Consider the following 13,816-nt stretch of genomic DNA (forward strand, 5'->3'; position numbering starts at 1 on the left):
CTCAACTTGTTCAAAATTTTTGATGCAAGGCCACTTCCTCGCCAGCCAGCCCCGCGGCCGCGCTTCAACCCTTGGCAGAACAAACGATTGCCGTTATGATCCGCCGCACTTTTTTCCAGCGACCCGGATCCCATGATACCCTCGCGCAGGCACTCTCCTCTGGCCGGTGCAGTCTGGATGATGGTGGCAGGACTCTGCTTCGCCGCCGTCAACAGCCTGAGCCAGTATGTCAGCTTCAAGCTTGGCCTCCCATCGACTCAGGTCGCTTTTCATCAATACCTGATCGCCCTGATCTGCCTGCTGCCCTGGCTGGTTCGCCATGGCTTGCGCCAATCCCTGATGACCAATCAGTTCCGGTTGCACCTGTTGCGGGTATTGCTGGCAGTGATCGGCATCCAGCTCTGGCTCTGGGCACTGGCGTACCCCGTCCCCATCTGGCAGGGGATCGCCCTGCTGATGACCTCGCCGCTGTTTGCCACCCTAGGCTCCGCGCTGCTGCTCAAGGAGCAGGTGAGCCGCACCCGCATTCTGGCCACCCTGGCGGGCTTTGCCGGCGCCATGCTGATCCTCGCCCCTTGGACTGACGAGTTCAACTGGGCTTCCCTGCTGCCGGTGGCGGCGGCGTTGTTCTGGGCAGGTTACTCCCTGATGGTGCGCTATCAGGCGGCCAACGAATCATCCCACACCATTGTGGTCTACCTGCTTATTTTCAGTACCCCGTTCAACGTCATGCTGGCACTGCCGGAGTGGCAGTGGCCGAGCGAGAGCCAATGGCTGCTGGTAGCCGCCTCCGGCGTGCTGACGGCGCTGGCCCAGATGTCCATCGCGCGCGCTTACAGCGTGGCGGAGGCCTCCTTCGTACAACCTTTCGATTTTGCCAAGTTGCCGATGAACGTGCTGGCGGGCTGGCTGGTATTTGGCTGGGCGCCCCCCGGCCGTCTGTGGCTTGGCGCCGCCATCATCATTGGTGCCATTACCTTGCTGACCCATCTGGAGCAACGCGCTCACAAACCCGTTTCCTGAGGTACGCCATGCGTGCCTCTTTTTTTGTCCGCTATTCGTGCGATAGCGATCATCAACAATGACCATCGACATCAGGAGAGATCGTATGTTTGGAACCGCAACCCGCCCCGGCGCCACCCGTGCCCTGCTGCTGGGCTCCGGCGAACTTGGCAAGGAGGTCGCCATCGAGTTGCAACGGTTCGGGATCGAAGTGATCGCCGCCGACCGCTACCCCAATGCCCCCGCCATGCAGGTGGCCCACGCAGCCCACGTGCTGGACATGCTCGATGGCAACGCCCTGCGTGCCCTGGTTGCCGAGGTTAAACCCGACCTCATCATCCCCGAGATTGAAGCGATCGCCACCGATACGCTGGCTGCTCTTGAGCAAGAAGGGGTCAAGGTAGTGCCCAACGCCCGCGCTACCCAGCTCACCATGAATCGGGAAGGGATCCGCCGTCTCGCCGCCGAGACCCTGGGTCTGCCCACCTCACCCTACCGTTTTGCCCAAAGCAAAGAGGAGTTTGTCGCCGCCGTCGAGGCTATCGGCCTGCCCTGCGTGGTGAAACCTGTGAGGAGCTCGTCCGGCAAGGGGCAGAGCGTACTGCGCGATCTCGCCAAGCTGGATGAGAGCTGGACCTACGCCCAGGAAGGCGGCCGCGCCGGTCGTGGCAAGGTGATCGTCGAGGGCTTCGTTCCCTTCGAGTACGAGATCACCCTGCTCACGGTACGCGCCGTCGATGGCATTCACTTCTGCGAGCCTATCGGCCACCGGCAGGAAGATGGCGACTACCGCGAATCCTGGCAGCCACAGTTGATGAGCGAACTGGCGCTGGCCCGATCCAAAGAAGTAGCGGCCAAGGTAGTCGAGGCCCTCGGTGGCTACGGCCTGTTCGGGGTCGAGCTCTTCATCAAGGGGGATGAGGTGTGGTTCAGTGAAGTCTCCCCCCGCCCCCACGATACCGGCATGGTGACCCTGATCTCGCAGGACCTCTCCGAGTTCGCCCTGCATGTGCGCGCCATTCTGGGGCTGCCGGTCGGCACCATCACCCAGTACGGGCCGAGTGCCTCTGCCGTGGTACTGCGCGAAGGGCACAGCCAGGATATCCGCTATCAGGGAATTGGTGAGGCATTGGCACTGGTGCCGGGCGCCCAGCTGCGGCTATTTGGCAAGCCGGAGATCGCCGGTCGCCGCCGTCTTGGCGTGGCGCTGGCCCGCGCAGCGGATTGCCAGGATGCGGTGGAAAAAGCCAAAGCCGTGGCCGCCAAGGTCGAAGTACTGTTCTAAGGGCTTTTTTGCCACAGCAAAACAAACGTTTGCCGATGTGATCGGGCGCAAGGGGCATGGCAATGCCCCTTTTGCATTTCCCCGTCAGGCTTATAATCCCCTCTTCAAATTTGTCAGGAGTACAAGATGTTAGCTGCCGTGATCTTCGATATGGATGGTGTTCTGATCGACTCGGAACCCTTTTGGCAACGGGCCCAGATCGCCGTTTTCTCCGAACTGGGTCACCCCCACACGGTAGAGGATTGCGAATCGACCATCGGCGTGCGCATCGATCAGCTGGTTGCCCACTGGTATCGCCTGCGCCCGTGGAGCGGCCCAACTCAGGAAGAGGTGGTACAGCGCATTCTGGATCGGGTCAACGCCCTGATCCTCTCCGAAGGTCAGGCCAAAGCAGGTGTGCTGGAGGCGCTCGACCTTATCGAAGCCCGCGGGCTGAAAGTGGGCCTGGCCACCTCCTCCCCCTTTGCGATGGTAGAAGCGGTGCTCGGCAAACTTGGTATTCGCGATCGCTTTATGGCGGTGCACTCCGCAGAGGTGGAGCGTTTCGGCAAACCGCACCCGGATGTCTATATCCACGCCGCCGAGAAACTGGGGGTAGATCCGGTTCATTGTCTGGCCATCGAAGACAGTTTTACCGGCCTGCTGGCGGCCAAGGCGGCCTCCATGACAGCGCTGATCGTGCCGGATCCCGCTTTAGTGGGTGACCCACGCTTGGCCATCGCCAACTACCAGCTCGGCTCGCTGGCCGAGCTGAATGCCGACATGTTGGCCAGCTGGGTCAAGTAGCGCCTATCGCTGCCTTGCTGCGCTCGCGTTCTCATACCCGCAGGGGGCTCCTGCCCCCTGTGATTGCCAAACAACCGTTGGCAATGTCCCTCTTTTCACCTGTCATTCTCAACCAGATTGTTCCTCTCGCACACGACCAGTCCAACCGGTTGCACCTTGCCATCCCTCAGGCTTGATCTCTGTCATAAACGTGCGTTTGCTCGCGGTTAACCCCCTGCAGCCCGACTAGAATCAGGGTAGATAGGCGGCCTCAGGGCCCGAGGAGGTTATCATGATCGAGTACACCAGCAAGCGCATCGTCTGCCCCCACTGCGGTCACCATACCCGGGTCGAGCTGGATGCCAGCCAGGGTGATCAGGAGTTTTACGAAGATTGCATGGCCTGTTGCAATCCGATCCACCTGCGGCTTCACCGCGACGAAGCCCGCGACTGTTTGCAGTTGTTTGTGGATGCAGACGACGAGCAACTGTTTTGATTACGAGTCACAAAAGGCCGAACAGCTGTTTTGCCTGCAAGTCGCAAAGAGCTGAGCAGATGTTGTGACTGCGAGTCATAAAAAGTTGAGTAGATATTTTCACCATGTAAATAACAAGGGCCTGCACACTGCAGGCCCTTGCTTATGAGGCGATTAACACCGAGCCGTTTCCTTTCAGTGACCCCCGCGTGACGCCAGTACCCGCTCCACCGTATCGACGATGGCCTGGGTCTGGGGATCGATCTCGATATTGGTCTGCCAGCCAGCCTTGACCCAACCTAGGTTGGTGCGAGCCAAGGTCTCGGGGATCAGGTGAACGCAGAACTCCCGCTCGCGCACCTCGCCGATGGTCAGGCTGATGCCGTCGATGCCGATGTATCCCTTGGTCAGCACATATTTCATCAGCTCGGGAGCAAGGCGATACCACACCTGACGGTTGTTGGGGGTGTCGATCACCGAGGTAACCTCTGCCATGCCGATGATATGGCCAGACATGGCATGACCGCCGATCTCGTCACCAAAGCGGGCAGCCCGCTCCACATTGACCTTGTCCCCCACCTTTAGCAGGCCGAGGTTGGTGAGACGCAGAGTCTCCTGCATCAGATCGAAGCTGACCAGATCCCCCTCAACCCGGGTGACGGTCAAGCAGCAACCGTTGTGAGCGACCGAGGCGCCGAGGGCCAGCCCTTCCCCCCACGCCAAGCTTGGCATGCGGATCACGTGGGTACGAAATGAAGCACTCTCTTCGATGGCGACCAGTTCGGCCACACCTTGCACAATTCCGGTAAACATCATCACCTCTTTGTTTCTGGTAACACGCTCTGTTTTTTATCGCGGCCTGTGGCCGCTTCTTTTACATGATCCGTTTTTTACACAATTCGTTTCGTACAAACTGTCACACCTGCTCCGCCGCCTCAGACCGCGCCAGCACTCGAGCCCGGCGCTGGGAATGGATGACCACTATGCCAGCCAGCACGATGAGCAGACACCCCGCCATACTACTGAGGGTCGGCATTTCACCAAACATCAGATAGCCGCAGAGGGTAGAAAAAAAGATCTGGAAATAGAAGAAGGGCGCCAGAGTAGAGGCCTGCGCATACTGCATCGCCTTTATAAGGCAATATTGGGAGAGCAGGGTCACCACTGGTAGCGCCAGCAGATAGGGCAAGTCAGCAAGCCCAGGGTAGCGCCACAGTGCAGGCTGCCAGCAGAGTGCGACCATTGCCACCATCCCCAGCATGAAGCAGGTGACGATCAGGATATCGAGGGTGGTCAAACGTGGATCCACCAGCTTGGTGATGAGGTTGTAGCCGGTGTTGGCCAGTACAATGACCAGTGGCAGCAGATAGTAGAGGTTCGCGTCGCCCCCGTCAGGATGGGTCACCACCAGCACGCCAAACAACCCCAACAGCACGGCCGCCACCTTGGTCCGGGTCAGACGCTCCCTGAAAAAGATCACGCCCGCCACCACGAAGGCCAGCGAACCAAGCTGGCAAATGATGGTGTAGACGTTGAGCGGTACATGGGCCAGCGCAATCACCGAGACCAACGCACAGACCAGAAACAGCAGCGAGCGCAACAATAGCCAGCGATCCACCGCCAGCAGCGCCGACATGGTGCGCCTTGGCAACAACAGCAGCAGACCGAGGAAAGGAACAAAGAAGCGAAACCAGACCATCTCCATCACGGAGTAGCCATGGAGTACCAGATATTTGTCCGCGCCATCCTTGAGCGTCAGGGCGAGAAGTGCAAACAGCGTCAGAAAGATCGCCAGTGAGTTGCGCGAAGAGAGCAGCATCAAAGAGGCCGAAACAGGAAAAGGGGGTAATCAAACTAACGGGCTTGCCGCAAATTACAACCGCGAGACTGACAAAATGGGAGCAAAACCGCTATATTTGCTCGCCTTTTTACTTTCAAGGAAGCAAATCATGATGGTTTATGAGTGCTGTGAAGCGATCCGTATCGCCTATAACCAGATTGGCTCCGGCGAACAGGGCTATGTGCCAAACGCCATTGCCGCCACTATTCGCGCCCTCAACGCGGTCGCCGCCGATGAGCGGGTACCCGCCGAGCTGCGTGAACAGGCTGCCTATGCTGCCGCCAACCTGCTGATCAGCGATCACGAAGACGCCTGATCCTGCCCCTTGGGGTGGCAACTATTTCGTCCTGGCTGAATTTCAGGCTAGAATGCCTCCCCCACCCTTTGCACTTTCGTCCGAAAGTGCAAAGGCTCTTCCCGATTTCCGTTCTTTCTCTATCTATCTGATCCACTCGGAGGTGTCAGTGCAACGTTATTGGTCCGAGGCGAAGCAGCTCGTCCGTCTAGCCAGCCCCATTCTGGTCGCCCAAGTGGCCCAGGTCGCCATGAACTTCGTCGATACCGTGATGGCGGGACAGGTGAGTGCGGTCGATCTGGCTGCCGTGTCGGTGGCGTCCAGCTTCTGGCTACCGGTGATCCTGCTGGTGCAAGGGATCATCATGGCGCTCACCCCCATCGTCTCCCAGCTCAATGGCGCCCGTAAACGGGAGGCCATTCGCCCGGCCGTTCATCAGGGGTTCTGGCTGGCACTGATCGTCACCCCGCTGGCGATGATCGCGCTTTATTACAGCCCGCTGGCGTTGCAATTCATGGATGTGGAGCCGGTGATGGCCGCCAAGACCACTGGTTATCTGCACGCAATTCTGTGGGGCCTGCCCGCCTTCGTGCTGTTCCAGGTGTTGCGCAACTTCAGTGAGGGGCTCTCCCACACCATGCCTACCATGGTGATCGGCTTTGTCGGGCTGGCGGTCAATATTCCCGCCAACTACATCTTCATTCACGGCCACTTCGGCATGCCGAAACTGGGCGGGGTGGGTTGTGGCGTGGCCACGGCCATCGTGCTGTGGGCCATGCTGCTGGCGATGATCCTCTATGTGAAGCTCTCCCGTCACTTCACCGAGATCCGCCTCTTCTCCCAGCTGGCTCGCCCCAACGGTAGCCGGATCTGGCGCTTGTTCCGCCTAGGCTTCCCCATCGCCATGGCGATCTTCTGCGAGGTGACCCTGTTTACCGTAGTGGCCCTGATGCTGGCCCCCTTCGGTGCCGAGACGGTGGCGAGTCACCAGATTGCCCTCAACTTCTCCAGCCTGGTCTTTATGCTGCCCCTCTCCATCGGGGTGGGTGTCACCATCCGGGTAGGCCACAGTATCGGTGAAGGGCAGCCCCATCATGCCCGGGTAGCGGCTCGCACCGGTTTGATGCTGGGGATGGCCATCGCCGCTGCTACTGCCGCCATGACGGTGCTACTGCGCGAGCAGATCGCCTCCATCTATACCGATGATCAGCAGGTGATCGTCCTGGCGGCCATCTTGCTGTTCTTCGCCGCCATCTATCAAATCTCGGACTCGGTGCAGGTGGTCGCGGCCGCCGCACTGCGCGGTTACAAGGATACCCAGGCGATCTTCTACGTCACCATCGTCGCCTACTGGGGACTGGGGCTGCCCACCGGCATGATCCTGGGTCTCACCGACTGGCTGGTGCCGCGGATGGGGCCGCAGGGCTTCTGGATCGGCTTTATCGTCGGCCTCACCAGTGCTGCCCTGATGCTGGGGGCGAGATTGCGCTACATCTATGGCCGTTTTGCCACTCCGGAAGCCTGCACGACCCTGTCGAGATCTCAGTAACAGGGCTTGGCGAGCGACAACTCGCCTGCAAAATCAACAGGCTGCGCAAGAACTGGGCAAACAGTCTCCTTTGTGCATATGGCCTGTTGACAGCCTTGGGGGGCATGGGTAGTATGCCGACCACGTCAGCAGCGCTGGCGTAGTGAAGTAAGAGAAAGTGGGTTTATAGCTCAGTTGGTTAGAGCACTACCTTGACATGGTAGGGGTCGTTGGTTCGAATCCAATTAAACCCACCACTTTTTCTGTGATGCGTCCTTAGCTCAGCTGGTTAGAGCACCACCTTGACATGGTGGGGGTCGGTGGTTCGAATCCACTAGGACGCACCATCACAAAACACTGATTATGCGTCCTTAGCTCAGCTGGTTAGAGCATCACCTTGACATGGTGGGGGTCGGTGGTTCGAATCCACTAGGACGCACCATTCAGCATTGAAAGAAATGCAGATGTGGGTTTATAGCTCAGTTGGTTAGAGCACTACCTTGACATGGTAGGGGTCGTTGGTTCGAATCCAATTAAACCCACCACTTCTGCATAAAGAAATAAAAGTCGCATTGCGCACCCTGCGTCCTTAGCTCAGCTGGTTAGAGCATCACCTTGACATGGTGGGGGTCGGTGGTTCGAATCCACTAGGACGCACCAGATTAAAAAAGCCCGCTCATAGAGCGGGCTTTTTGCATTCTGCCATGCAGCCACTCCCCTGCCCCGCCAATCCGTTCAGCACAATTCGGCAATGGCGCAGAGCCTTGTTCCCATAAAAAGCCCGTCTCATCCGATAAACGACACGGGCCAGATCTATGCCGCCAGCGCCTCAGCTCTGCACGGCAATCTCGTACTTCTTTATCTTGCGATAGAGGGTGGCAATCCCAATCCCCAGCGCCTGTGCGGCCAGTTTTTTGTTGCCAAGCCGCTGCAGGGTCTCTTCAATCATCTGTTTTTCCATGCTCTCAAGGCCGCTCTCACCCGGTACGGGTTCAGGCAGTTTCTCCGGCGTGGCGGAAAGCGGCGCTGTGGCAGGCACATTGAACGCCGCATCCAGGTTGGTCACCGGGATCGACTGGGCCGCCACGCGATGGGGCTCCTGATTGCGGATGATATTGGGGGGCAGTAGGCTGGCGTCAATCACCTCGCCCGCCTGGCTGACGTTGACCAGATATTCGATGAGGTTGCTGAGCTCGCGCACGTTGCCCGGCCAGCGATACCCCTTGAGCAGCGCCATCACCTCGGGCGCCAGACCGGGATAGACGATACCGATACGGCTGGTGTGGAGGTTGAGGAAGTAGTGGGTCAGCAGCTCCACGTCCCCTTCCCGCTCCCGCAGCGGCGGCAGGTTGAGAGGGATGACGTTGATGCGGTAGTAGAGATCCTCGCGAAACTTCCCTTCGGCGATGTATTGGTCGAGATGCTGGTGGGTGGCGGCGATGATGCGGATATCCACCGGCACCGGTCGGCTGGCACCGATGGGGGTCACCTCCCGCAGCTCCAGCACCCGCAGCAGCTTGGCCTGCATGGTGAGCGGCATGTCGCCAATCTCGTCGAGGAACAGGGTGCCCTGATGGGCCGCCTGAATAAGGCCCTGCTTGCCGCCGCTGGAGGCGCCGGTAAAGGAGCCCTTCACATAACCAAACAGCTCGCTCTCCAGCAGTTGTTCGGGAATGGCGGCACAGTTGATGGCAATAAAAGGCTTGTCCTGCCGCGGACTCAGGCGATGGACGGCGCGGGCCACCACCTCTTTACCGGTGCCGCTCTCGCCACAAATCAGCACGCTGGAGGGACTCTGGGCGATGCGGTGCAGCAGTCGTTTGAGGGTGCGCATCGGCTTGCTCTCGCCTATGAGCTGATCGATCCGCACATCCGGATCCGGCTCCTGAACCTGACCGGAGTGGGACTGGTGAAACGCCATCAGAAAGAGCTGCTGCCCCTGCACATGATGTAGCTGGCCGATGATCAGCTCCTGACGACCTTCAAAGGTGATGATGTGCTGAAGATGACCACTCAGTCCCTGTTGGGAAAAGGTGAGCGGGCGGATCCCCACTTCGCGCCCCTGCAGCTGTTCCTGCTGGCAACCCAGATGATGGAGCGCCGCCTCGTTGGCGTAGAGAAGTTGACTCTTGTCATCGAGCAGCAGGCAACCCTGATCCATGTTGGTCATCAGATTGAGGAACACCTTGTTGACCCCGTCCGACAGCCCGCGTGAATCGAGCAACTTGGCCACAAAGATGGTGGAGATGTGGCGCACATAGTCGCACACATCCTGAAGATTGTTGTTGAGGCGCGCCTGCTGCTCGTCGCTGAAGGCCACCAGACTGATCACCCCGATGCAGCGCTCGTCCACCATGATGGGCACCCCGAGGAAGGCGCGCTCACGGCAGCTCTCCTTGCAGGTACAACCGTCACACACGGGATCATCGCTGGTGTGGGTAACGATCTTCTCCCGCTGATTATCAATCACATAGCGCAGCAGGCGGGAATCCCCCTCCAGCTGACGTCCGAAGAACTTGCCATAGGGCCCGGTACCAGCCACCCGGACCATATCGGCATCCACAATTTCGACCTCAAGCTGCAGCACACTCGCCAGCATCTTGGCAAAGCGCAAGATGGTCGGCTGGATCTGCATCAACAGACACTGGTTGCTCACGGATCTCATCCATCATTCCTTTTTGTTCTTGTTATCCTCCCCCTAAAGGGAGTCATGCTGGCCAGATACTAAGGGATATCAGGGGGAACTACTTCGGGGGGGATCACGAAAAGGGAAAATGATCTGCATCCTCCGCGACTTCAGAGGCACAGATAAAATTCAATAAAAACATAAAGATGAAAACACATGCAGTGAGATAAACCACTCGGGTCAGCCAAGCCTGCTGATCTGCGGACTCCATCAACGGATCATGCTGACTGTGGGGAAAACAACCTCTGAAATGGCATCTGGTTCACGCACCACGTACCTGTTTCAAGACTTGGCACTCATGGTCGAAATCCGCTTTATCTTGCGGCTGAATGTAACTTTGCCAGCGGGCAAACAGCTCGGCCGTCGGATAACGATGCAGACGAATACCGGTGCGATAGAGTTTGGGAAAAAGTGGGTCTGGCTGGGATCTCACGACCAGACCGCGCAGCTTTTCGCCAGAGGGAATGGTAATCACCAGCTCATCCCCCTCTTTCAACCGTATGGCCCCAAGAATGCCGATGCCGCCGATGGCTATGTCGCGCACCACCACATAGGGCACCGGATTGAGCAACTCCAGAAACCAGTTGCGACGGCGACATTCCGCCTTGTAACCACCGCCACTAAGGATAAAACGGCGGTGTCTGCGCCAGTCATAACCGGTAGGCAATGCCGGGTCATATCGCGATTTTGCCTGCCCCACAGGATCAGATTGCTCACTTGTGCCCATCCGGTTTCCCTCACTGGCATTGGTTAAACAGTGTCAGTCAGCTCTTTTTCATACTATAGCTGTCGCCGTTAGCCCTGGGGCTCAGGGCCGGATACGGGGACGACAGATGTATCACGGAGGCAATGATTTGGTACGAACCGTTTCCACGAGAAGAGCCGCAGCGATGCAATCTGACTTAGCCAGGCAGATGAAGTGCCAGCCAGACCACTAGCGGGATCACCAGCACAGAGAGGGCATTGCCGCCGAGCACGATACTGGCCACCTTGTCCGGCTGGCAGTGATACTGTTCGCAGAGCATGTAATTCAAGACCGCAGGGGGCAAGGAAACCGACAACATCAACAGCGGGATCCACTCCGTCTTGAGCGGCAACAGCCAGATCGCCAGCAGCAGCGACAATCCCCCCGCCAGCAGATAGAGCAGGTTGCACTTGAGCGCGAGGCCAAGGTGATCGAGCTCCCCCTCCATCAGGCGAATACCCAGCGCAAAGAGCATCAGGGGCACCGAGATCTGGCCGAGCAGCGAGGCCGTGGTCACCACATATTCCGGCAGCGTGATATGCAGGTTGGCCACTAGCAAACCGGCCAGCGCGGCCCACAACACCGGGCTGCGCAGCCACAGCCAGCGGGAGGTATTGGCCGAGAGGATAAACATGCCGACCGAGAAGTGCAGCAGATTGGAGAGCACAAAGAGGATCACGATGGCCCCCAGTTGCTGCTCGCCAAATGCCAGCACCATCAAGGGGATACCGAGATTGCCGGTATTTCGGAACATGGCGGGCAAGATCAGGGCTGCCCGCTCAATTCCTTTGAGTTTGAGCAGCGCGAGCAGCAGACCGGGTAACAGAATAACCAGCGCCCCCGCCGCAATCAGCGGCATATGCTCCGCCAGCGCCAGCGGATACTTGACCAGCGCGGAGAAGACCAGCGCCGGGGTAAACAGCTCGATATTGGCCCGATTGACGTAACCGAGCGCGGCCCCCGGTCGCAATCGCCCGTAGAGGGCGCCGAGCCCGACCACACCGAACACCGGAATGACGATATTGAGCAAGGCGCTGAACATGGGCGGCGTCCGTTACAGTTCGCGGGCCGGTTTGCCCATCAGCACCACCGGATCCAGCGTCACTTCCAGTGCGCCGTTACTGACCCAGAGCTGACCATCGGAGATAGTGCAGGTGAGCTGCATGGTGCGCTCGACCATGGCGGTCAGCGGCAGAGTCTGGCTGTCGGAGAGTTCGATGATGCTGAGGTTGTCATGCTGGCTCAGCTTGCCCTGGTTCTGCTTCCACCAAACGCTGGTGCCACGACCACCGTAGAGATAGAGCACCACCTGACGGGCGCGGTTGCAGGCTTTTTTGAGCCGTTTTTCATCGGGTTGGCCCAGCTCGATCCAGAGCTCTATTTCGTCCGAGTAGTTCTTGCACCAGAGCTCGGGTTCATCATCGGCGCTCAATCCCTTGGTGAACTCCAGTCGCTCGGCGGCGTGCCAGGCAAAGGCCGCCAGCCGGATCATCATCCGCTCATCGGTTTCGGAGGGGTGGCGCGCCAGCGTGAGGGAGAAGTCCTGATACAGATTGCGATCCATATCAGACAAACTGATCTGGGCCTTGAATACGGTTGCCTTGAGAGCCATAGAAAACCTTGAACACCTGATAAGAGAAGGGTGAGTGGGAAATACGGGCGCCAGTGTAATCAAAATCGGCGGCAGGTTCGACCATCCTGACCAAAGATTTCCCCTTCCCTGCCGGGATAAGTGCTTTAAAAGACACAAAAAACAAATGCCAGTCCGAAGACTGGCATTTGGCGGCATGGAGAAGCGACTCACTTCTCGGCGGACTGTACCCCGAACGCATTCAGCAGCATGCAACAGGTCACTGCCACCGCCACGAATCCGCTCAGAAAGATAAAGGGCATGGCCCCATATCCCAGTACTGTCCAGATGGTGTGTTCAAGAAGACTCATTGTTGTGTCCTTCATCCGGTGAAAGGTGTGTTCCTTCTGGCGGATATTGGCTCCGCTCTTGATGCCTCCATTTGACCTCAATCAGCGGTTGGGTCCTATGCCACCAAAGTGATAAATGCAGGGTTCATTTGCGCTGGATCAAGCTTTTTGGCCAAATATCCATGTAGTTCAAGCAATTACCACCGCCAATCAAGGATAGACACAAACACGGCAGAATAAAAAAACGCGCCGGATGGCGCGTTTCTTGGGCAGCACAGGCAAGGGATCAGTTGTCGCACAGATCGCTTGGCATGTCCTGACGCAGGCGGGTCCACAGCTTGCCGGACTCGATACCGTACTGACGCACCGTCATGAACACGGCTTCGTGGTTCTTGGTCTCCGCCAGATTGAGCAGGGTCTTGTAGTAGGCATCTGCGGTCTCGCGGGCCTGCTTGTCGGAGAAGTAGTAGCTGCCAACCCGGCTGTACAACCCTTTGAAACCGTTCAGGATCAAAGCATAGATCGGATTGCCGGAAGCAAACGCCAGCTGGTGGTGCAGGCGATAATCGAACTCGGCATAAGCCTGGGCGTTGTTCTCGACCCCATCGGCGCCACGCAGGATCTCGGCGGCCTGTTCCGGATTGTGACGGATCGCCCCGCGGATAAAGATGGTGCAGATATGGGTACGGGCGGAGAGCAGCTGAGCTATCAGATCAGGTACCTTATCCTGATCCAGACGGGCCAACGTCTCCAGAATATTGAGGCCGGAGGTTTCCCAGAAATTGTTCACCTTGGTCGGCTTGCCATGCTGTATGGTCAACCAGCCATCACGGGCCAGTCGCTGCAGCACTTCGCGCAAGGTAGTCCGCGTCACCCCGATCAACTCGGATAATTCACGCTCGGCGGGCAGAATAGATCCGGGAGGAAAGCGATTGTTCCAGATGGACTCGATGATGTATTCCTCGGCAAACCCAGCTGGGCTCTGCGCTTTTATAACCATGAATTGACTCTGTTGTAATGCGTAAAAAGGCTGACGAATGATATCAAAGCGATGATGGCTGGCAAGCATAAGGTCAGTCCTCTGCTCACATATGGCAAATATAGTGTTGGGAATATGTATCTAATCGCCACGAGGGAGCCAGCCAACCCCGACAAGGTGGTTATAAAACAGACAGATGGGCAGAGATCCATCGGCTATCATTTATAATCGTCACGCTTTTTGATTAAAATCACGAGGAATCAGACAGATAAAGGCCAACATCCGGAGGCACAGGT

Annotated in this window: 14 protein-coding genes and 5 tRNA genes; 11 read left to right on the top strand and 8 right to left on the bottom strand. The window is 58.1% G+C overall.

Annotated features, from left to right (window positions below; genetic code table 11):
• Window positions 1–132: 132 nt before the first annotated feature.
• From I6L41_RS07050 to I6L41_RS07065, 4 genes are all read left to right on the top strand, one after another.
• Window positions 133–1,023 carry a DMT family transporter gene (locus I6L41_RS07050; RefSeq protein ID WP_069528158.1) on the top strand — a complete coding sequence of 297 codons (891 nt, stop codon included), beginning with the start codon at window positions 133–135 and terminating at the stop codon, window positions 1,021–1,023.
• Between the two features lie 85 nt (window positions 1,024–1,108).
• On the top strand, window positions 1,109–2,287 hold the full coding sequence (gene purT, locus I6L41_RS07055; protein ID WP_216962980.1) for a formate-dependent phosphoribosylglycinamide formyltransferase: 1,179 nt from the start codon (window positions 1,109–1,111) through the stop codon (window positions 2,285–2,287).
• Window positions 2,288–2,413: 126 nt separating this feature from the next.
• Window positions 2,414–3,073, top strand: a complete 660-nt coding sequence (hxpB, locus tag I6L41_RS07060) for a hexitol phosphatase HxpB (protein WP_042080854.1) — start codon at window positions 2,414–2,416, stop codon at window positions 3,071–3,073.
• Between the two features lie 271 nt (window positions 3,074–3,344).
• Complete coding sequence (locus tag I6L41_RS07065; RefSeq protein WP_005336871.1) at window positions 3,345–3,548, top strand: CPXCG motif-containing cysteine-rich protein; 204 nt, start codon at window positions 3,345–3,347, stop codon at window positions 3,546–3,548.
• A gap of 174 nt (window positions 3,549–3,722) precedes the next feature.
• On the opposite strand, the gene I6L41_RS07070 is transcribed toward I6L41_RS07065, so the two are convergent.
• A complete protein-coding gene (locus I6L41_RS07070) occupies window positions 3,723–4,340 on the bottom strand; it encodes a riboflavin synthase subunit alpha (RefSeq protein ID WP_216963876.1) in 618 nt (205 codons plus the stop codon).
• Window positions 4,341–4,443: 103 nt separating this feature from the next.
• Window positions 4,444–5,346, bottom strand: coding sequence for a DMT family transporter (locus tag I6L41_RS07075; RefSeq protein WP_216962983.1), 903 nt, complete (start codon window positions 5,344–5,346; stop codon window positions 4,444–4,446).
• Window positions 5,347–5,476: 130 nt separating this feature from the next.
• Here I6L41_RS07075 and I6L41_RS07080 point away from each other — a divergent pair, with 130 nt between their 5' ends.
• From I6L41_RS07080 to I6L41_RS07110, 7 genes are all read left to right on the top strand, one after another.
• The gene (locus I6L41_RS07080; RefSeq protein ID WP_005336882.1) at window positions 5,477–5,683 is read left to right on the top strand and encodes a YaeP family protein; all 207 of its coding nucleotides are present in this window, start codon (window positions 5,477–5,479) and stop codon (window positions 5,681–5,683) included.
• A gap of 148 nt (window positions 5,684–5,831) precedes the next feature.
• Complete coding sequence (locus I6L41_RS07085; RefSeq protein WP_005360967.1) at window positions 5,832–7,211, top strand: MATE family efflux transporter; 1,380 nt, start codon at window positions 5,832–5,834, stop codon at window positions 7,209–7,211.
• A 159-nt stretch (window positions 7,212–7,370) separates the two neighbouring features.
• A tRNA-Val gene (locus tag I6L41_RS07090) sits at window positions 7,371–7,447 on the top strand.
• A 13-nt stretch (window positions 7,448–7,460) separates the two neighbouring features.
• Window positions 7,461–7,537 (top strand) — tRNA-Val (locus tag I6L41_RS07095).
• Window positions 7,538–7,555: 18 nt separating this feature from the next.
• Window positions 7,556–7,632, top strand: a tRNA-Val gene (locus I6L41_RS07100).
• Window positions 7,633–7,658: 26 nt separating this feature from the next.
• A tRNA-Val gene (locus I6L41_RS07105) sits at window positions 7,659–7,735 on the top strand.
• Window positions 7,736–7,773: 38 nt separating this feature from the next.
• Window positions 7,774–7,850 (top strand) — tRNA-Val (locus I6L41_RS07110).
• A gap of 169 nt (window positions 7,851–8,019) precedes the next feature.
• Here I6L41_RS07110 and I6L41_RS07115 read toward each other — a convergent pair.
• The 6 genes from I6L41_RS07115 to fadR all read right to left on the bottom strand — a co-directional run bounded on the left by I6L41_RS07115 (window position 8,020) and on the right by fadR (window position 13,541).
• On the bottom strand, window positions 8,020–9,855 hold the full coding sequence (locus I6L41_RS07115; protein ID WP_106843627.1) for a sigma 54-interacting transcriptional regulator: 1,836 nt from the start codon (window positions 9,853–9,855) through the stop codon (window positions 8,020–8,022).
• A 283-nt stretch (window positions 9,856–10,138) separates the two neighbouring features.
• Entirely contained in the window at window positions 10,139–10,603 is a 465-nt protein-coding gene (locus tag I6L41_RS07120; RefSeq protein ID WP_058056875.1) for a hypothetical protein, read from the bottom strand.
• Between the two features lie 175 nt (window positions 10,604–10,778).
• Window positions 10,779–11,663, bottom strand: coding sequence for an AEC family transporter (locus tag I6L41_RS07125; RefSeq protein WP_216962987.1), 885 nt, complete (start codon window positions 11,661–11,663; stop codon window positions 10,779–10,781).
• A gap of 12 nt (window positions 11,664–11,675) precedes the next feature.
• On the bottom strand, window positions 11,676–12,233 hold the full coding sequence (locus I6L41_RS07130; RefSeq protein WP_005336887.1) for a YaeQ family protein: 558 nt from the start codon (window positions 12,231–12,233) through the stop codon (window positions 11,676–11,678).
• A gap of 188 nt (window positions 12,234–12,421) precedes the next feature.
• A complete protein-coding gene (locus I6L41_RS07135; protein WP_005345965.1) occupies window positions 12,422–12,562 on the bottom strand; it encodes a TIGR02808 family protein in 141 nt (46 codons plus the stop codon).
• Between the two features lie 265 nt (window positions 12,563–12,827).
• Window positions 12,828–13,541 carry a fatty acid metabolism transcriptional regulator FadR gene (fadR, locus tag I6L41_RS07140; RefSeq protein WP_026034983.1) on the bottom strand — a complete coding sequence of 238 codons (714 nt, stop codon included), beginning with the start codon at window positions 13,539–13,541 and terminating at the stop codon, window positions 12,828–12,830.
• Window positions 13,542–13,816: the final 275 nt, after the last annotated feature.

Origin of the sequence: Aeromonas sp. FDAARGOS 1411, from assembly GCF_019047125.1 — a bacterium.
In the GTDB taxonomy this organism is placed as follows: Bacteria; Pseudomonadota; Gammaproteobacteria; order Enterobacterales; family Aeromonadaceae; genus Aeromonas; species Aeromonas veronii.